This window comes from Saccharothrix isguenensis (genome assembly GCF_052936305.1).
In genome coordinates this window covers 6,363,156-6,381,430 of record NZ_CP193626.1, presented here as the reverse complement: position 1 = coordinate 6,381,430, position 18,275 = coordinate 6,363,156, and the positions used below count along the sequence as shown (strand labels likewise).

The 18,275-nt window shown below is 71.3% G+C and carries 15 protein-coding genes; 8 read left to right on the top strand and 7 right to left on the bottom strand.

Annotation, left to right across the window (positions count from 1 at the left end):
• Positions 1-75 precede the first annotated feature (75 nt).
• The 4 genes from ACRAKI_RS28445 to ACRAKI_RS28430 all read left to right on the top strand — a co-directional run bounded on the left by ACRAKI_RS28445 (position 76) and on the right by ACRAKI_RS28430 (position 4,619).
• Positions 76-1,356 (top strand): extracellular solute-binding protein, encoded by a 1,281-nt coding sequence (locus tag ACRAKI_RS28445; RefSeq protein ID WP_447003564.1) that lies wholly within the window; start codon positions 76-78, stop codon positions 1,354-1,356.
• 65 nt (positions 1,357-1,421) lie between these two features.
• The gene (locus ACRAKI_RS28440) at positions 1,422-2,336 is read left to right on the top strand and encodes a carbohydrate ABC transporter permease (RefSeq protein ID WP_447008539.1); all 915 of its coding nucleotides are present in this window, start codon (positions 1,422-1,424) and stop codon (positions 2,334-2,336) included.
• A gap of 7 nt (positions 2,337-2,343) precedes the next feature.
• A complete protein-coding gene (locus ACRAKI_RS28435) occupies positions 2,344-3,192 on the top strand; it encodes a carbohydrate ABC transporter permease (RefSeq protein WP_447003563.1) in 849 nt (282 codons plus the stop codon).
• 8 nt (positions 3,193-3,200) lie between these two features.
• The gene (locus tag ACRAKI_RS28430; RefSeq protein ID WP_447003562.1) at positions 3,201-4,619 is read left to right on the top strand and encodes a GH1 family beta-glucosidase; all 1,419 of its coding nucleotides are present in this window, start codon (positions 3,201-3,203) and stop codon (positions 4,617-4,619) included.
• Positions 4,620-4,667: 48 nt separating this feature from the next.
• On the opposite strand, the gene ACRAKI_RS28425 is transcribed toward ACRAKI_RS28430, so the two are convergent.
• From ACRAKI_RS28425 to ACRAKI_RS28405, 5 genes are all read right to left on the bottom strand, one after another.
• Positions 4,668-5,099, bottom strand: a complete 432-nt coding sequence (locus ACRAKI_RS28425) for a PPOX class F420-dependent oxidoreductase (RefSeq protein ID WP_447003561.1) — start codon at positions 5,097-5,099, stop codon at positions 4,668-4,670.
• An 85-nt stretch (positions 5,100-5,184) separates the two neighbouring features.
• Entirely contained in the window at positions 5,185-6,216 is a 1,032-nt protein-coding gene (locus tag ACRAKI_RS28420; protein ID WP_447003560.1) for a LacI family DNA-binding transcriptional regulator, read from the bottom strand.
• Positions 6,217-6,253: 37 nt separating this feature from the next.
• Complete coding sequence (locus ACRAKI_RS28415) at positions 6,254-7,561, bottom strand: GNAT family N-acetyltransferase (protein ID WP_447003559.1); 1,308 nt, start codon at positions 7,559-7,561, stop codon at positions 6,254-6,256.
• Positions 7,562-7,680: 119 nt separating this feature from the next.
• Positions 7,681-8,073 (bottom strand): hypothetical protein, encoded by a 393-nt coding sequence (locus ACRAKI_RS28410; RefSeq protein ID WP_447003558.1) that lies wholly within the window; start codon positions 8,071-8,073, stop codon positions 7,681-7,683.
• A gap of 248 nt (positions 8,074-8,321) precedes the next feature.
• Complete coding sequence (locus ACRAKI_RS28405) at positions 8,322-8,717, bottom strand: hypothetical protein (protein WP_447003557.1); 396 nt, start codon at positions 8,715-8,717, stop codon at positions 8,322-8,324.
• A 119-nt stretch (positions 8,718-8,836) separates the two neighbouring features.
• Here ACRAKI_RS28405 and ACRAKI_RS28400 point away from each other — a divergent pair, with 119 nt between their 5' ends.
• The 4 genes from ACRAKI_RS28400 (at position 8,837) to ACRAKI_RS28385 (ending at position 14,700) form a co-directional block, all read left to right on the top strand.
• The gene (locus ACRAKI_RS28400; protein WP_447003556.1) at positions 8,837-9,403 is read left to right on the top strand and encodes a DM13 domain-containing protein; all 567 of its coding nucleotides are present in this window, start codon (positions 8,837-8,839) and stop codon (positions 9,401-9,403) included.
• Positions 9,404-9,628: 225 nt separating this feature from the next.
• Positions 9,629-10,621, top strand: a complete 993-nt coding sequence (locus ACRAKI_RS28395; RefSeq protein WP_447003555.1) for an AraC family transcriptional regulator — start codon at positions 9,629-9,631, stop codon at positions 10,619-10,621.
• Between the two features lie 110 nt (positions 10,622-10,731).
• A complete protein-coding gene (locus ACRAKI_RS28390) occupies positions 10,732-14,097 on the top strand; it encodes a phosphodiester glycosidase family protein (protein WP_447003554.1) in 3,366 nt (1,121 codons plus the stop codon).
• Positions 14,098-14,178: 81 nt separating this feature from the next.
• Positions 14,179-14,700: a hypothetical protein gene (locus ACRAKI_RS28385; RefSeq protein WP_447003553.1), complete on the top strand. Its 522-nt coding sequence runs from the start codon at positions 14,179-14,181 to the stop codon at positions 14,698-14,700.
• Positions 14,701-14,836: 136 nt separating this feature from the next.
• Here the strand turns inward: ACRAKI_RS28385 and ACRAKI_RS28380 are convergent, their stop codons facing one another.
• Entirely contained in the window at positions 14,837-16,900 is a 2,064-nt protein-coding gene (locus ACRAKI_RS28380) for a 3-hydroxyacyl-CoA dehydrogenase NAD-binding domain-containing protein (RefSeq protein WP_447003552.1), read from the bottom strand.
• Positions 16,900-18,102, bottom strand: a complete 1,203-nt coding sequence (locus ACRAKI_RS28375; protein ID WP_447003551.1) for an acetyl-CoA C-acetyltransferase — start codon at positions 18,100-18,102, stop codon at positions 16,900-16,902. The genes ACRAKI_RS28380 and ACRAKI_RS28375 overlap by 1 nt, the downstream gene beginning before the upstream one ends.
• Between the last annotated feature and the right edge of the window lie 173 nt (positions 18,103-18,275).

Here is an 18,275-nt window from a genome sequence, read left to right as displayed (position 1 = left end):
CCCCCCTCACTCACGACTGTGAGAGCGCTCTCATGAAGCCGGGTCGGAAACCGGCGAGTGCGTCGAGGAGGACGGATGAGCAGGACTCTGGTCGGCCGGACGACGGCGATCACCGCGGCCGCCTTGGCCGCGACCCTGGTGGCCGCTTGCGGCGGCGGAAGTGACGCGGGCGACGGCAAGATCAAGTTGTCGATCGGTGTGTTCTCCGACTTCGGGTACGCCAACCTGATCAAGGAGTACCAGGCGTCCCACCCGGACATCGAGATCGAGCAGCGCACGGTCAAGATGGAGCAGCACCACACGCAGCTCGCGACGCAGCTCGCGGGCGGTCGCGGCGCCGCGGACATCGTGGCGATCGAGGAAGGCAACATCGCGCAGTTCCGCCAGTCGAAGGACAAGTTCGTCAACCTGGCGGACTACGGCGCCAAGGAGCTGGAGAGCCAGTGGGCCGCCTGGAAGTGGAACCAGGGCACCACCGACGACGGCGACTTCGTGCTGGGGCTCGGCACCGACATGGGCAGCCTCGCCCTGTGCTACCGCCGCGACCTGTTCGAGGCCGCCGGCCTGCCCGCCGACCGCGAGTCCGTCGGCAAGCTGTGGCCGACCTGGGACGAGTACCTGGAGGTCGCCGAGACGTTCTCGCAGAAGACGCCGCACGTGAAGTTCGTCGACACCGCCCAGAACGTCTACAAGGCCATCCTCGACCAGACCGAGGAGGGGTACTTCGCCAAGGCCGACGACTCGTTCATCGGTGACAGGAACGAGAAGGTGGAGGAAGCATTCACGCTGGCCGCCACCCTGGGCGAGCGCAAGCAGACCGGCGCGCTGGCGCCGTTCAGCCAGGACTGGAACGTGGCGCTCAAGCAGGCGTCCTTCGCCACCACCACCTGCCCGGCGTGGGCGCTCGCGCTGATCAAGGCCGGTGCGGGTGACGAGGCCGCGGGCAAGTGGGACGTCGCCGCGGCGCCCGGTGGCGGCGGCAACTGGGGCGGCTCGTTCCTGGCCGTGCCCAAGCAGGGCAAGCACCCCAAGGAAGCCTACGAGCTGGCCAAGTGGCTGACCGCGCCCGAGCAGCAGAAGCGGATCTTCAAGGAGACCGGCAACCTGCCCAGCGAGCCCGCCGCGTACAAGGACCCCGAGGTCACCGCGACGACCAACGAGTACTTCAACAAGGCCCCGGTCGGCCAGATCTTCGGCAGCTCGGCGGAGAGCCTGAAGCCCACCTACCGCGGCACGAAGGACTCCAAGGTCGTGCCGGTCTTCAACAACGCGCTGTCCCGCGTGGAAACGGGCAAGCAGTCCACCGCGGACGCTTTCGCCCAGGCCCTCCAGGAAGCGCGGGACGCCGTCAAGTGACGGTCGCACCCGAACGGGCCGCGGCGGGACGGGGCACCACGCCCGTCCCGCCGCCGGCGCAGCGCCTGTCGTGGCGGGACAAGCTCGGTCGGCTGGACACCAGGTACACGCCGTACCTGATCATCGCGCCGTTCTTCGTGGTGTTCGGGATCTTCGGCCTCTACCCGCTGCTGTTCACCGCCTGGGTGTCGCTGCACGAGTGGCAGCTCATCGACGGCGACCAGGGCTTCACCGGCCTGGACAACTACGCCGAGCTGCTGTCCGACAAGAACTTCTGGAACGCGCTGGGCAACACGGTCAGCCTGTTCCTGCTGTCCACCGTGCCGCAGCTGTTCGCGGCGCTCGGCCTGGCCTCCCTGCTCGACCGCGGCCTGCGCGGCCGGGCGTTCTGGCGGGCGGGCGTGCTGCTGCCGAACGTGATCTCGGTGGCCGCCGTCGCGCTGGTGTTCGCGCAGCTGTTCGGCCGCGACTTCGGCATCGTCAACGCCCTGCTCGGCTTCGTGGGCGTCGACCCGGTCGACTGGCGCGCCGAGACGTGGGCCTCGCACCTGGCGATCAGCTCGATGGTGATGTGGCGGTGGACCGGCTACAACGCGCTGATCTACCTGGCCGCGATGCAGTCGGTGCCCAAGGACATGTACGAGTCGGCGATGCTCGACGGCGCGTCCCGCTGGCGGGTGTTCTGGTCGATCACCGTGCCGAGCATCCGGCCGACGATCCTGTTCACCGTCATCGTGTCGACCATCGGCGGCATGCAGCTGTTCGTGGAGCCGCAGCTGTTCGACCCGGGCGGCACGGCCACCGGCACGGGCGGCGACGACCGGCAGTTCCAGACCCTGGTGATGTACCTGTACGAGAAGGGCTTCCGGCTGTTCGACGCGGGCTACTCGTCGGCGATCGCGTGGGTGCTGTTCCTGGTGATCCTGCTGGTCGCGATCGTGAACTTCACGGTGGCGCGGCGCATCGCGTCGAAGGGGTGAGGCGCGGATGACTGTGTCCAGGTCTTCGGGGAAGCGCCTCACGCGCTCCGGGCCGGTGGCCTACGCGCTGCTGGTGGTGATCCTGCTCGCGTCGGTGTTCCCGCTGTACTACTCGTTCCTGATCGCCAGCAAGGACAACTCGGCGCTGGGCGACGCGGTGCCGTCGCTGATCCCCGGCGGGAACCTCGTCGCCAACCTGACCAGGGTGTTCGACACCGTCGACTTCTGGCTCGCCATGCAGAACTCGCTGGTGGTCGCGGGCACGGTGGCGTTCAGCAACGTCGTGCTCGGCACGCTGGCCGGGTTCGCTTTCGCCCGGCTGCGGTTCCGCGGCGGCAACTCGCTGTTCCTGATCGTGGTCGGCACGTCCATGGTCCCCACGCAGCTCGGCGTCATCCCGCTCTACATGCTGATGTCCGACCTCGACTGGTACGGCACGCTCCAGGCGGTGATCGTGCCGGCCCTGATCGGCGCGTTCTCGGTGTTCTGGATGCGGCAGGCGTGCGAGGAGTCGGTGCCGTACGAGCTGGTCGAGGCGGCCAGGGTGGACGGCTGCTCGGTGCTGAAGACGTTCTGGCACGTGGCGTTCCCGGCCGTGCGGCCACAGGCGGCGGTGATGGGCATGTTCACGTTCATGACGGCGTGGAACGACTTCTTCTGGCCGCTGATCGTGCTGGACCCCAACGACAGCCCCACCGTCCAGGTGGCGCTGTCGACGCTGGCCAGCGGCTACTACACGGACTACTCGCTCATGCTCTCCGGCGCGTCGCTCGCGGTGCTGCCGGTGGTGGGGATCTTCATCCTGCTGGCCCGACAGATCGTCGGTGGGATCATGCAGGGCGCTGTGAAGGGGTGAACTTTCGGATGACGACAACCGACCCGGACACCGAGGTCGGGCGGGACCTGTTGCGCTTCCCACCGGATTTCCTGTGGGGAGCCGCGACGGCGTCCTTCCAGATCGAGGGTTCGACCACTGTGGACGGTCGCGGACCGTCTATTTGGGACACGTTCGCGGCGAAGCCCGGCGCGGTGGCCGGTGGCGACACCGGCGACCCGGCGTGCGACCACTACCGCCGCTACTCCTCGGACGTCGGCCTGATGGCCGAGCTGGGGCTGGGCGCGTACCGGTTCTCGCTGGCGTGGCCGCGGATCCAGCCGCTCGGCGCGGGCCGGGTGGAGCCCAGGGGACTGGCGTTCTACGACCGGCTGGTGGACGAGCTGCTGGGGCGGGGGATCCAGCCGGTGGCCACGCTGTACCACTGGGACCTGCCGCAGGCCCTGGAGGACCTCGGCGGGTGGCGCAACCGCGACACGGCCTACCGGTTCGCCGAGTACGCGGCGCTGGCGCACGAGCACCTGGGCGACCGGGTGCAGCTGTGGACCACGTTGAACGAGCCGTGGTGCTCGGCGTTCCTCGGGTACGCGAACGGCATCCACGCGCCGGGGGTCGTGGACCCGAAGGGGTCGCTGGAGGCGGCCCACCACCTGCTGCTCGGGCACGGCCTGGCGGTGCAGGCGATGAGCGTGCAGGCGCCCGCCGACCACCGGTTCTCCATCGTGCTGAACTTCTGCGCGACGATGACGGAGGACGACGCGTCCCAGGAGGCGGTCCGCAAGGTCGACGGCCTGCAGAACCGGCTCTTCCTCGACCCGCTGGCCGGTCGAGGCTACCCGCGGGACGTCATCGAGGACACCGCGTGGCTGGGTGACTGGACGGCGGTCGTGCGGGACGGCGACCTCGACGTGATCGCGACGCCGATCGACTGGATGGGCGTGAACTACTACAGCCCGACCCGCGTCGCCGTCGCCGCCGACCCGGAGGTGGTGACCGGCGGGCCGTTCCCAGGCCTGCGCGGCGTGGACCTCCTGCCCGCGCGCGGTGACGTGACCGGGTTCGGCTGGGAGATCGACGCGAGCGGGCTCACCGACCTGCTGGAACGGCTCGGGCGCGACGTCGACGTGCCGCTGGTGATCACCGAGAACGGCTCCGCGTTCCCCGACGTGGTCGAGGACGGCGAGGTGGTGGACGAGGCGCGGACCAGGTACCTGGTCGACCACCTGCGGGCGGTGCACCGGGCCATCGCGGCGGGCGTGGACGTGCGCGGGTACTTCGCGTGGTCGCTGCTGGACAACTTCGAGTGGGCCGAGGGCTACGGCCAGCGGTTCGGCATCGTGCACGTCGACTACGACACGCAGGTGCGCACGGTGAAGCGGAGCGGTCGCACGCTGGCCGGGGTGATCGGCGCGAACGCCGTTCCCGCGGCCGGCTACGACGTGGCCTGACCCAGGAACCCGGGGGCTGCCTGGTGCCGCTGGGGCAGCCCCCGACCTTCACCCGACCTTGGCGCCGTACACGTGCTCGACCGCCATCGTGATCAGCACCCGGCGTTCGGACACCATGACGGACCGGTACTGGTCCCAGTCCGGGTGCTCGCCGGCGGCGGCGCGGTAGTAGTCCACCAGCGCCTCGACCTCCGGACCGCGCGGGTCCGTCCCCGGTCCGACCAGCGTGACGGTGCCCTCCGCGGTCGCCCACTCCCAACCGTCCTCGCTGGTCACCTCCAGCGCGGCACGCGGGTCACGGCGCAGGTTGGCCACCTTGGCGGTCCGCTCGGTCGTCGACACCCGGACCACCCCGGCGGCCCGGTCGTACGACGGTTGCACGGGGGACAGCTGCGGCCGGCCGTCGGACTTGATCGTCGCCAGCACGCCCAGCCGGCTCCGCGCCAGCAGGTCGTGCGGGTCGAATCGCGCGTCGGTCATGCCATCGACAACCCCGGGACGGCCGCCGCGTATTCCGGCGCGACCTTCCGGCACCGGGCTGTGCCGGGCGTGTGCCGGACGTGCGCTAGGCGGACTCGCGGCGGATCAGGACCGTCGGCAGGACCTCGCGCCGGGCCCGGATGTTCTCGCCGCGCAGGAGTCGGAGCAAGTGGGTCACCATGTGCCGGACCTGCGCGCTCGTGTCCTGCTGCACGCTGGTCAACGACGGCGTGGTGTGCGGCGCGATCATCGGGTGGTCGTCGAACCCGACCACGGCGACGTCGTCCGGCACCCGCCTCCCGGCCTCGCGCAACGCGTCCAGCGCGCCCGCCGCCATGTGGTCGGACGCCACGAACGCCGCGTCCAGGTCGGGCACCCGGGCGAGCAGCTTCTCCATCGCCCGCCGGCCGCCCTCGCGGGAGAAGCCGCCGTCCTCGGTCATGAACGCGGTCGTCTCGTCGTCCGCGCCGACCGCCGACCGCCACCCGGCCAGCCGGTCCATCGCCGAGTGCTCGTCCAGCGGACCCGTCACCGAGACGATCTTCTTGCGCCCCAACGACATCAAGTGCTCGGTGGCCAGCAGCCCGCCGCCCTCGTTGTCGTGGTCCACGGTGTGCAGGCCGCGCAGCGAACCCCACGGCCGCCCCGCGTACACCACGGGCAGCGGCAGCTTGCGGGCCACCGTCGGCAGTTGATCGCCCTTGTGCGGCGCGAACATCAGCGCGCCGTCCACGTGCCCGCCGGCCATGAACCGCTCGGCCCGGGCCTTGTCCTGCGGCGAGTGCACCAGCATCAGCACCATCTGCACGTCCGCGTCGGCCAGCGACCGCGCCGCCGACCGGATCAGCCACGCGAAGTGCGGGTCGTCGAAGATCTTCGGCTCGGGCTCGGAGAACACCACCGCCACCGCGCCGGAACGCCGGGTCACCAGCGCCCGCGCGGCCTGGTTCGGCTGGTAGCCCAACTCCACCACCGCCGCCGTCACCGCTTCGTGGGCCTCCGGGCTCACCCTGGGGGACGCGTTGAGCACCCGCGACGCCGTCGCACGGGAAACGCCAGCCTTCGCCGCTACGTCCTCCAGCGTGGGCCGGGCGCTTGAGTGCGATGAAACGGACACGAGCACCACTCCTCGACGATCGCCATACGCAACCAGCTTAGCCGGAGGCGATCTGTCGGGAAGCGCTTCCAAGCCGACCCGGACCGGGGATCGGGAAACGGTCGGGAGTGATCGACACCCGCAGCAACCCGTCCTCCCGGCGGACCGACGTCGGCAGCCCGGCCCTGGCCGCCGTGCGGAGCAGACCGGTCTCGGCCGGCAGGCACCAGCCGACCAGCTCGCGGCGACCGTCCGCCCGTGCCGCGCCGGCCAGCGCGCCGAGCAGCCCGGTGCCCACGCCGCGTCCCTGCCACCCGTCCTCCACCAGCAACGACACCTCGGCGCCGTGCGGGTCGGACATCGGGATGAGCTGCCCCATCGCCACCACGCGGTCCGCGCACTGGGCCACCACCGTCGTGCCGCGCGGCGGGCTGAGCAGCCGGTGCAGCAGTCGCCGCGGCACGGTCCGCACGCCCGAGTGGTAGCGGTTGAACAGGGTGCCCATCGAGCACCGGGAGTGCAGCCCCGCCAAGGCCTCCTCGTCGCCCGCGCGGCCCGGCCGCAGCACGACCGCCATGCCGTCGTCGGTCAGCAGCGCCGTCGACTGCGGCATCACCACGCCCCCGTCCGACAGCAGGTCGATCAACGCCTGCCCGCGCGCCAGCTCGACCTGGGTGAACGGCGACCACCCGCGCCTCGCCTGGACCACCACCCCGCTCTTCGTGACCAGACGGGCTGTGTTGGATGGCCGCTGCTCCGCAGGCGGCGGCTCGGTCGCCTGGAAGTCGACCGTTCGCGACCCGTTTTCCGACGATCGAAGGGCGTGATCGTCGGAAAACGCGCCGCGAACGGTCGACGCGACCTCGCGGTTGTCTTCCGTGCGTTGAGACCGGATGACTGCGGAGTCGGGGAATGGGGCGGTGGGTGGGGTGGAGCCGGTGGGTGGGGCGGAGGTGGGGAGTGTGGCTGAGTGGGGGAGTGTGGCTGAGTCGGGAGGGAGGACGGTGACGGAGTCTGCGGCCAGGACGGCGCGCAGTGCGTCGCACACGGCGCCGGGGTCGCGCATGGCGTGCCCGGCTGCCCGCAGCGCCGCTGTCGGGGCGTCCACCAAATCACGCATGTCGGCTGCCGTGATGCCGACGCACCGGCCACCCTCGGCGCGCACCGCGGCCACCAGGTCGGCCGGCAGCAGGCCCGGTCCGGCCCGCACCACGAGCTCGTCGATCACCCCGCCGGGCACCGGGAGCACGGACAGCGCCAGCACGTTGCAGTCCCGGTCCGCGAGCCGGATGGTCACCCGCGCCAGCGCGCCGGGACTGTCGTCCAGCTCGACCCTCAGCCGCCAGGTCTTCGGTGTGGTGTCCATGCGCCCAGGCTGCTCGCCCGACGTTGCCGCGCGGGGGCGCTGAGGTTTCGGCTCCGTTGAGGGGGCCGGTCAGCCAGGGTGCCGGGCCTGTGCGTTCCAGCGGGGCACGGCCGGGCCGGTCAGTCCTTGCAGTGCGGCGGCGGGAACAGGTTGAGCGGGCTGCACGGCCACTCGCTGTCCCGCGTCTTCGCGGTCGTCGTGGTCGTCGTCGGCGGGGCCTCGGTGGTCACCGGCGGTGGCGGTGGCGGCGCGGGAGGCGTCGTCGTGGTGGTGGTCTTGGCGGCGGCGGCGGTCGGGCTGGCGGCCGGCGGACCGGCCTCCGTGGTGCCGACGTCCGTCGTCGGGGTCGAACTGCTGGTGACGCTGGTCGACGGTCTGTCGGTGATCCAGGTCGAGGCAGGGGTGTCGGCCTGCTGGTCGTCGTTCACCCCGTCGATGACCACCCCGATGAGGACACCGGTCAGCGCCGACGCCGCGACGGCCAAGCCGCACGTGGCCCACAGCACCCGCACAGCGATCCTCCTAACGGTACGTACTCGTGGTGCGACGGTGAGCCGAACACTACCGCCCACCGGGCCGTCTCACACGGCCCACCGGTCCACCGCGTCGGCGGCCTCCCTCGTCACCGGGGACAACGAGCGGAACGGCTCGGCGGTGACGGTCGCCGGTCCCCCGCGGACCGCGCCCCGGCCGCCGTTCCGCGCGCTACGACTACCAGGACGGAAATCTCCGGCGGTCTGTACACCCTGTCGAGCGTCCCTCAGCCGCGTTCCCCCTGGTTCTCCACGGCTGCCAGTCGGCGCTCCAACACGGCCGTTCCGAGTGCCCGTGCCAGCACGAGCCCGGCTCCGGACAGCCCGGCCACCAGCACCGCACCGGTCATGTGCCAGGTAGGAGCGTCACCTGAGCAGGTGAACACTTCCGTGAACTTCTCCGAGGAGCACGTCACGAACGGCACGGAGGCCAGTCCGATGCCGGCCGCCGCGACCCCACCGAGCAGGGCGGATCCGAACGTGCGCATCAACGGGAACACGGCGTTGGCCGCGCCGACGGCGGCGATCGCGAACAGCAGCGGAACCGGGTGCGGGAACGGCCCGAACGCGGCGCAGCCCACCATGAGCGCGCACACGATCGCCAACCCGGTCCGTTCACCCACCCGGCGACCCTAACAACGCCGGCAGGGAGGCGTCAGAACTTCGTAACCCCGTTTCGCCCCCTTCGCGCCGCCCGATTCGCCAGAGTTGTCGGCACAAGACGACTTTCGGAAGGCGTGCGATGTCCAAGCGGGTAGTGGTGGTCGGTGTGGCCGGCGTGGTGGTGGTCGCCCTGGTGGTGGGGCTGTACCTGTTCCAGCCGTGGCGGTTGGTCACCAACCGGACCGCCGACGAGGCGTTGCTGTTGCCGACGGCCACGACGGTCGCGAAGACCGCCGAGGCGGGATCGAGCGTCGCGCCCGACACTGCCGCGCCGGTCACCACGACGTCGGCCGCGCCCACCGGTCCCGTCGCGCTGGCCGGCGGGCCGTTCCGGTCGCTCGACTACACCACGACCGGCAACGCGACGCTGGTCCGGACGCCCGACGGCGAGCTCGCCGTCCAGTTCGAGGGATTGGACACGACCGACGGCCCGGACCTCCACGTGTACCTGTCGGACAAGTCCGCGGACTCGACCGAGGCCGCGTTCGACTCCGGTTTCACGAACCTGGGGAAACTGAAGGCTAATCGCGGCAACCAGGTCTACGAGGTGCCCGCCGGGGTCGACCTGACGACCGTTCGCAGCGTCGTGATCTGGTGCGCGAGGTTTTCCGAGGGTTTCGGAGTGGCACCCCTGGAACAGGTCTGACACATAGCGGAAACAAATCTCAATTGGTGTGGAGTTTTCCAGTATTGACGTATGTGGTCTAGACCACATAAGATAATGCGCACCACGACGTCCCTCGACGATGGGCGGGCGGATGCCCCACCGTCGAGGTGCCGGCTCACTGGGGTGGGCCACCGTGGCGGCGGCGCGGTACCTTCTCTCCCCACACCGCGCCGCCGTTCACGGCACTGATGCACACTGTGCGTGATGCTCACCAGGACCATCGCCATCCACTACGTCACCGCCGCACTGCGGGGGGCCGCACGGCGTGGTCACGACATCGGCGGGCTGCTCGCGTCGGCCGGGATCGGCGAGGCCCTGCTCGCGGACGAACGGGCCCGCGTCACCCCCGCCCAGTACACGAAGCTCGTCCAGACGCTGTGGGAAGTCCTGGACGACGAGTTCATGGGCCTGGGGCCGCAACCGAGCAAGCGCGGGACGTTCCCGACCATGTGCCTGCTCGCCGTGCACTGCTCGTCGCTGGGTGACGCGTTGCGGCGCGGCCTCGCGTTCTACGGCCTGTTCGACGTGCGGCCGGCGATGGCGCTGTCCGAGCAGGACGGCGTCGCCACGTTCACGCTGTCCGCCGAGGGCGTGGACGACCCCGACCGGTTCCTGGTCGAATCGCTGCTGGTGCTGTGGCACCGGTTCTCGTCGTGGCTGATCGGCCGTCGCATCCCGTTGCGCGGGGTCGACCTGGCGTACCCGGAACCGGCGCACGGCGCGGAGTACCACCTGATCTTCGGCGCGCCGCTGCGGTTCTCGGCCCCGGCGACGACGTTGACGTTCGACGCCCGTTTCCTGCGGATGCCGGTGGTGCAGGACGAGGCCGCGTTGCGCCGGTTCCTGCGGAACTCGCCCGCCGAGCTCCTGTCCCGGCGCGACTACGGCGCGGACGCGTCCAGCCAGGTGCGGCGGATGCTGGCCGGTGGCGTGTCCGGGCTGGAGAACGTGGCCGCGCGGCTGGGGGTGAGCGCGCCGACGTTGCGGCGCAAGCTCGCCGCCGAGGGCACGTCGTTCCGCGAGGTGCGGGAACAGCTGCTGCGGGACCAGGCGGTGGCGAGCCTGGTGCGCGGCGGCGAGTCGGTGGAGGAGTTGGCGCTGCGGCTGGGTTTTTCCGAGGCGAGCGCATTTCACCGAGCGTTCAAGCGGTGGACGGGCAGCAGTCCTGGAACGTACCGGGGTGGACCTGCAAGCTGACGCCGGCGGCCGATCGGGCCGCCAACTGCGTCCGAACGGCCGTGTCCGGAGAACTTCCAACACGGTGGACTGATATCCCGTAAGTTCTCACCCACCCTGCGGGAGTACCCGTGTCCCCACGCCCTCGCTCCTCCGCCCTGGCCGCGGTGCTGGTGCTCGCGCTGGCGGCGCCCGCAGCACACGCCGAGCCCCCTGCCCCCGTCGTCGACCTGCCCGGTGTGGCGGTCGCGCCCGCCGTCGACCCCGCCCGCCGCATCGAGACCGCGCGCACCACCCGGCCCGTCGCGCCGGGCGTCTCCCTGAGCTCGTTCGACTGGTACGAGCCGGGCGGCGCGGGCGGCTGGATCCGCGGTGACGCGCTCACCGTCGACCTGACCGCCGGCACCGAGGTCGACTACCTCTACCCCGGCGTGGTGGCAGCCGCCGAACCGCTGTCCGCGCAGGCGGACCGGACCCGCGCGGTGGCCGCCGTCAACGGCGACTTCTTCGACATCAACAACTCCAACGCGCCGCAGGGCGTCGGCGTCCAGGACGGCCGCACGGTGAAGTCGCCCGCCTCAGGGCACCGCCGCGCGGTGGGCCTCGACGCGGCCGGCGTCGGCCGGGTGATGGAGGTGTTCTTCGACGGCGAGGTCATCCGCGAGGACGGCACGTCGATCCGGCTGCACCAGCTCAACAGCGCGGCGATCCAGTCCGGCGGCGTCGGCGTGTTCGACCCGATCTGGGGCTCGTACAGCCGGGCGCGGGCGGTGCAGGGCGCGTCCCGCGTGACCGAGGTCGTGGTGCGCGCCGGCGTGGTGGCCGAACGGCGTGACCGGGCGGGCGCCGACCCGATCCCGGCCGACGGTTACGTGCTCGTCGGGCGGGAGGCGGGCGCCGACGCGCTGGCCACGCTCGTCGTCGGGCAGCGGATCGCCGTGGAGCACACCACGAAGGCCGGTGACGGCAGCTCGTTGCGCGCCGCGATCGGCGGGAACCAGTTGCTGCTCAAGGACGGCGTGGTGGTCGCCCCCGACGACCCGCTGCACCCGCGCACGGCGGTCGGGTTCTCGGCGGACGGCAAGAAGATGTTCATGCTGACCGTGGACGGTCGCCAGGGCGCGTTCATGCTCGGGCTGAACCTCAAGGACGTGGCCTCGATCCTGCTGGAGATGGGCGCGCACAACGCGCTCAACCTCGACGGCGGCGGCTCGTCCACGCTGGTGGCCCGGATGCCGGGCGCGGAGTCGGTGGACGTGGAGAACACGCCGTCCGACGGCGGCGAGCGGTTGGTGCCGAACGGGTTGGCGCTGTACGCGCCGGAGGGCAGCGGCTCGCTCACCGGGTTCTGGGTGCGGACCGCGATCGACCCGCGTCGCGCGCCCGGCGTGGACACCGTGCCGGGCGGTCACCCCGAGCGGGTGTTCCCCGGTCTGACCCGGCGGCTCGTGGCCGAGGGGCACGACGAGACCTACGGCCCTGCCCGTGACGACGCGCACCGGTGGCACACTGCGCGTGCCGACGTGGGCAAGGTGGACGAGAACGGCGTGTTCCACGCTGCGCGGACGGGCACGACGACGGCCGTGGCGCAGCGCGGTGGGGCGTCGGGCGAGGTGCGGCTGACCGTGCTCGGCGCGTTGGCCGGGCTGTCCGCGACCACCAGCCGGCTGAGCCTGCCCGAGGTGGGCGGCGCGGGCGGGTTCGGTGTGGTCGGGCGTGACGGCGACGGGTTCACCGCGCCGGTCGAGCCCGCGGACCTCGCGTTGGAGTACGACCGGTCGGTGGTCGACATCGCGGCCGGTGCCGACGGCGACCTGCGGATCACCGCTCTCAAGCCGGGTGCGACGACCGTCGTGGCGCGGGTCGGTGAGCACGTGGTGCGCGTGCCGGTGACCGTCGGGCTGGAAGAACGGCTGATCGCCGGGTTCGACGACGGCGCGGCGTGGAAGTTCGGCACGGCGCGCGCCTCCGGCTCGGTGACGCCGGTGGCCGAGGGGCGCACCGGGGCCGGCCTGCGGATGACGTACGACTTCTCGAAGTCCACCGGCACCCGGACGGCGTACGCCATCCCGCCGCAACCGATCGAGGTGACCGGCCAGCCGTTGGCGTTGGGCGCGTGGGTGTACGGGCACGGTCGCGGCGAGTGGACGGCGTTCACCGTCACCGACGCGTCCGGGGTCAGCCGCTCGCTCTACGGGCCGTACATCACGTGGACCGGGTGGCGGTACCTGGAGGTCGCGGTGCCGTCCGGGCTCGCGTTCCCGTTGTGGGTCAACAGGTTCTACACGATCGAGACCAAGGCGGACCGGCAGTACACCGGTGAGGTGGTCGTGGACGACATCGTGGTCAAGGTGCCGCCCGCGGTGGAGCTGCCGGTGGTGGAGGAGCCCGCGGACCGGTTCGTGGTGCAGGACGGCACGGTGGCCGACCGGCCGTGGCGGTTCGCGGTGATGTCCGACGCGCAGTTCGTGGCGCGCAACCCGGACAGCGAGCTGGTGCGGGCGGCGCGGCGGACGTTGCGCGAGATCAAGGCGCAGCGGCCCGACTTCCTGGTGGTGAACGGCGATTTCGTGGACGAGGCGGCGCCCGCGGACCTGGCGTTGGCGCGCCGGGTGCTGACCGAGGAGCTGGGCGACGAGCTGCCCTGGTACTACGTGCCGGGCAACCACGAGATCATGGGACCGGGCTCGATCGAGAACTTCCGACGCGAGTTCGGGGCGACGAACCGGGTGTTCGACCACAAGGGCACGCGGTTCGTGCTGCTGGACTCGTCCACCGGCACGGTGCGCGGCGGCGGGTTCGACCAGGCCGTGATGCTGCGGGACGCGCTGCGCGACCACGAGTCGGTGAACTCGGTGGTCGTGATGCACCACCACCCGCCGCGCGACCCGACGCCGACCAAGGGCAGCCAGCTGATCGACCGGATGGAGGCCGACGTGGTCGAGGACTGGCTGGGCGACTTCCGGCGCACGACCGGCAAGGGCGCGGCGTTCATCGGGGCGCACGTGGGGCTGTTCCACGCTTCGCGGGTGGACGGCGTGCCGTACCTGATCAACGGCAACTCGGGCAAGGCGCCCGCCGGCGAGGCCGGACGCGGTGGGTTCACGGGGTGGACGATGCTCGGCGTCGAGCCGCGTTCGTCGGACGACGACTGGTTGGCCGCCGAGATCCGGCCGCACGTGGACGACCTGACGCTGAGCGTGCCGTCGACCGTCCGGATCGGCAGTCCCACCGCCGTGACGGCGGCGATCGCCCAGGGTTCGCGGCAGGTGCCGGTGGCCTACCCCGTGTCGGCCGACTGGTCCGGTTCACCGAACCTCCACGTCGGCCCGGAGTCCGGCGTGCGCCCGTGGCACGTGGGGTGGCTCGATCCGGCCGGCGGGGCGTTCGAGGCGCTGCGCCCGGGTCGGGTGACGGTCGCGGTGACCGTCAACGGCGTGACCCAGCGTGCCGACATCACCACCGCCCTCCCCGCCCCCGCACGAGCCGCCGCCTGACCACCACCCCGTGAGTCCTACGTCCTGAATCCGCGAGTCCTCCGTTCAGGCACCCTGAGTTCCACACTCAGGAGGCTGAACATGCGATCGCTGCTCACTGCCATCGCCGAAGACGACGACGTCGCCCGGTTCTTGAACTGGCCGGGCGACTTCGAACTCGATCGACGGGAGCACGGCGAGGAGGTCCACCTCGCGTCCGGCGCGGCCCTGGAGGGCTTCGCGGGCGAGGGAGGCGGCGGGACGTACTTCTTCTGCGGTGACGGTGGCGAGGAACGTCCGATCCTGCACGCGGACTCCGAAGGGCGTGCGTCCCTGGTCGCGATCGGCCTGCCGGAGCTGCTGCGGCTCCTGCTGGTCGCGCCTTGGTGGCGGGACTGCCGGACGTTCAGCGCGGAGGAGGTCGCCGGCCTGGCCGCCGAGTACCGGCAGGACATCCCGGACCTGCCGGCCCAACAGGCCCGCGCGGCCGAGGCCCTGGGCCTGACCCTCCCCACCGGGATCGAAGCCGTGACCCGTCTTCGCGAGGTGGCCACCGGCCCCGGCAAGGACTTCGTCCTCATCTTCACCCCCGAGAACACGCCCTACGACCCCCTGGTCCCGTGAGCACCCGCGAGTCGTCCAGTCGGACACCGCGAACCCCGCGCTCGGGTTGACTGAGCGCGGGGTTCGCGGTGTCCGAATGTGCATCTCGCGGTGTCCGACCGGACGACTCGCGGTGCCGGAGTGGAGGACTCTCGGGTTAGAAGGGGGTGTTGCGGGCGGCGCGTTCGCGGAGAGAGGCGGGTGGGCGGAAGCGCTCGCCGTACGTGTCGGCCAGGTAGTCCGCGCGTTCCACGAACGCGGCCAAGCCGTACGAGTTGACGAACTGGACCGTGCCGCCACTCCACGGCGCGAAGCCGAACCCGAAGACGCTGCCGATGTTCGCGTCACCGACCGACGTGAGCACGCCCTCGTCCAGGCACCGCACCGTCTCCAGCGACTGGACGAACAGCAGCCGGTCCTCGACGTCCCGCTCCGTCACGCCCGCGTCCGCCCGCGCGTACCGCGCCAGCCCCGGCCACAGGAACTTCTTGCCCTCCGACGGGTACTCGTAGAACCCCGCACCGCCGGACTTGCCGGTCCGACCCTCGCCGACCAACTCCTCCAGCACCCGGAACGCCGGGTGGTCGGCCAGGGCGCCCGAGGCCGAGGGGTCGTCCGCCAACGTCTGGTCGCGGATCTTCAGCTGGAGCGTCAGCGTCACCTCGTCCGACACCGCCAGCGGCCCCACGGCCATGCCGGCACGCCGCGCCACGTTCTCGATCAACGCCGGCGACACGCCCTCCGCCACCATCGACACGGCCTCGGTCACGTAAGTGCCGAACGTCCGCGACGTGTAGAACCCGCGGCTGTCGTTCACCACGATCGGCGTCTTGCCGATCTGCAGCACGTAGTCGAACGCCCGCGCCAGCGTCTCGTCCGACGTCTCCGCGCCCCGGATGATCTCCACCAGCCGCATCTTCGGCACCGGCGAGAAGAAGTGCAGCCCGACGAACCGGGTCGGGTCGCCCACCGCCGACGCCAGCCCGGTGATCGGCAGCGTGGACGTGTTGGACGCGATCACGGCGTCCGGCAGGGCCGCGGACTCCGCCGCCGGCAGCACCTTGTTCTTCAGCTCGCGGTTCTCGAACACCGCCTCGACGACCAGGTCGCACCCGGCCAGGTCGGCGTCGGAGTCGGTCGGCGTGATGCCCGGCGTGTCACCGGCGCCGCGCCGCGCGCCCTCCAGCGTCACGTCCTTCAGCACCACCTCGATACCGGCCTTGGCGCTGACCTCCGCGATGCCCGCGCCCATCATGCCCGCGCCCAGCACGCCGACCTTGGTCACCTTCGACGCCGGTACCCCGGCCGGCCGCGACTTGCCCGCACCGATCTCGTTCAGCTGGAACCAGAACGTGTTGATCATGTTCTTGGAGACCTGGCCCGAGGCCAGCTCCACGAAGTACCGGGTCTCGATCCGCAACGCCGTGTCGAAGTCGACCAGCGCACCCTCGACGGCGGCGGCCAGCACCTTCTCCGGCGCCGGGTACACGCCGTGCGTCTTCTTCCGCAGCACGGCGGGCGCGGCGGCGAGCAGCCCGTACAGGTTCGGGTCGCCGAACCGCACGTCCGGCACCACGTACCCCGGCTTGTCCCACGGCTGCTGCGGCGCCGGGTTCTCCTTGATCCACGCCCGTGCCCGGGCGATCAGGTCCTCGCGCGACGACGCCAGCGCGTGCACCAGCCCCGCCTGCAACGCCCGCGCCGGCCGCAGCTGCTTGCCCTCCATCAACAGCGGCAACGCCGGCTGCACGCCCAGCAGCCGCACCATCCGGGTCACGCCGCCACCGCCGGGCAGCAGGCCCAGCGTCGCCTCGGGCAGCCCAACCTTGATCTTGTCGTCGTCCAGCACGACCCGGTGGTGGCACGCCAGCGCGATCTCGAAACCGCCGCCCAGCGCGCTGCCGTTGATCGCCGCGACGACCGGCTTGCCGAGCTGCTCCAACCGCCGCAGCTGGCTCTTGACCTCCTCCAGGAAGCCGAGCGACTCCAACGCGTTCTCGGGCGTGATCCGGATCAGCAGGTTCAGGTCGCCACCGGCGAAGAACGTCTTCTTCGCCGACGTGAGCACCACACCCGTGATGTCGTCACGGGCGGCCTCCAGCTTGGCGACCGCCTCGCCCATGTCCCGGTGGTACTCGGCGTTCATCACGTTCGCCGATCCGGACATGTCCATCGTGAGGGTGACGATCCCCTCGTCGTCCCGCTCGAAGTGGATAGCCATCAGACCCTCTCGATGATCGTCGCGATGCCCATGCCGCCGCCCACGCACAACGTGGCCAGCCCCCGCCGCAGGTCCCGGCGCTCCAGCTCGTCGAGCAGGGTGCCGAGGATCATGCAGCCGGTCGCGCCGAGCGGGTGGCCCATCGCGATCGCGCCGCCGTTGACGTTGACCTTCTCGTCCGGCAGGTCCAGTTCGCGCTGGAACTTCAGCACCACCGACGAGAACGCCTCGTTGATCTCGAACAGGTCGATGTCCTCGACCGTCAGCCGGGCCTTGTCCAACGCCTTGCGCGCGGCCGGGGCCGGGCCGGTCAGCATGATCGTGGGCTCCGAGCCGATGATCGCGGTGGCGATGATCCGGGCGCGGGGCGTGAGGCCGAGGTCCTTGCCCATGCGGGCGTTGCCGATCAGCATCGCCGCCGCGCCGTCCACGATCTGCGACGAGTTGCCCGGCGTGTGGACGTGCGAGATGCGCTCCACCGTCGGGTACCGGTCGATGGCGACCGAGTCGAAGCCCAGGTCGCCGTGGAACGCGAAGCTCGGCTTCAGCTTGCCCAGGGCGTCGAGCGTGGTCTCGGGGCGGATCGCCTCGTCGTGGTCCAGCACGACCGCGCCGTTCTGGTCGACCACGGCCACCAGCGACCGGTCGAAGTACCCCTTGTCACGGGCCAGCGTCGCCCGCTGCTGCGAGCGCAGCGCGAACGCGTCCACGTCCTCGCGGCTGAACCCCTCCAGCGTGGCGATCAGGTCCGCGCTCACGCCCTGCGGCACGAAGTCGACCGCCATGTTGGTCTCCGGGTCGGCCATCCACGCGCCGCCGTCCGAGCCCATCGGCACCCGCGACATCGACTCGACGCCGCCCGCCACCACCAGGTCCTCGAACCCGGACGCCACCTTCGCCGCGGCCAGGTTCACCGACTCCAGGCCGGACGCGCAGAACCGGTTGAGCTGCACGCCCGCCGGCCGCAGGTCCCAGCCGGCCGCCAGGACCGCCGTGCGGGCGATGTCCGCGCCCTGCTCGCCGACCGGCGAGACGACGCCGAACACCACGTCGTCCACCGCCGAGGTGTCCAGGTCGTTGCGCCGCGCCAACGCCGCGAGCACCCCGGAGGCCAGGGTGATCGGCTTGACGCTGTGCAGCGAACCGCGCTTCCCCCTGCCACGCGGTGTGCGCACCGCGTCGAAGATCAAGGCTTCGCTCATGTACTCCACGGTAGGGAAGTCGCCGCCCGTTGCCCATGACCGCAGCAGGTGACTTATTAGCTCACGGAGCGGACGTCGCCCGGCCGAGCTGGGCAGCGACGCCCTCCGATCCTGACAATTGCGCTCACGATCACACGTCACGTTGGCCTGTCGCGGTCATGGCGGGACGGGCC

Bases quoted from the DNA above. Each gene is read 5' to 3' on its own strand.
- ACRAKI_RS28385 (WP_447003553.1), top strand. From the start codon at position 14,179: ATGCGATCGCTGCTCACTGCCATCGCCGAAGACGACGACGTCGCCCGG.
- ACRAKI_RS28445 (WP_447003564.1), top strand. From the start codon at position 76: ATGAGCAGGACTCTGGTCGGCCGGACGACGGCGATCACCGCGGCCGCC.
- ACRAKI_RS28430 (WP_447003562.1), top strand. From the start codon at position 3,201: ATGACGACAACCGACCCGGACACCGAGGTCGGGCGGGACCTGTTGCGC.
- ACRAKI_RS28375 (WP_447003551.1), bottom strand. From the start codon at position 18,102: ATGAGCGAAGCCTTGATCTTCGACGCGGTGCGCACACCGCGTGGCAGG.
- ACRAKI_RS28380 (WP_447003552.1), bottom strand. From the start codon at position 16,900: ATGGCTATCCACTTCGAGCGGGACGACGAGGGGATCGTCACCCTCACG.
- ACRAKI_RS28400 (WP_447003556.1), top strand. From the start codon at position 8,837: ATGTCCAAGCGGGTAGTGGTGGTCGGTGTGGCCGGCGTGGTGGTGGTC.
- ACRAKI_RS28415 (WP_447003559.1), bottom strand. From the start codon at position 7,561: ATGGACACCACACCGAAGACCTGGCGGCTGAGGGTCGAGCTGGACGAC.
- ACRAKI_RS28395 (WP_447003555.1), top strand. From the start codon at position 9,629: ATGCTCACCAGGACCATCGCCATCCACTACGTCACCGCCGCACTGCGG.
- ACRAKI_RS28435 (WP_447003563.1), top strand. From the start codon at position 2,344: ATGACTGTGTCCAGGTCTTCGGGGAAGCGCCTCACGCGCTCCGGGCCG.
- ACRAKI_RS28425 (WP_447003561.1), bottom strand. From the start codon at position 5,099: ATGACCGACGCGCGATTCGACCCGCACGACCTGCTGGCGCGGAGCCGG.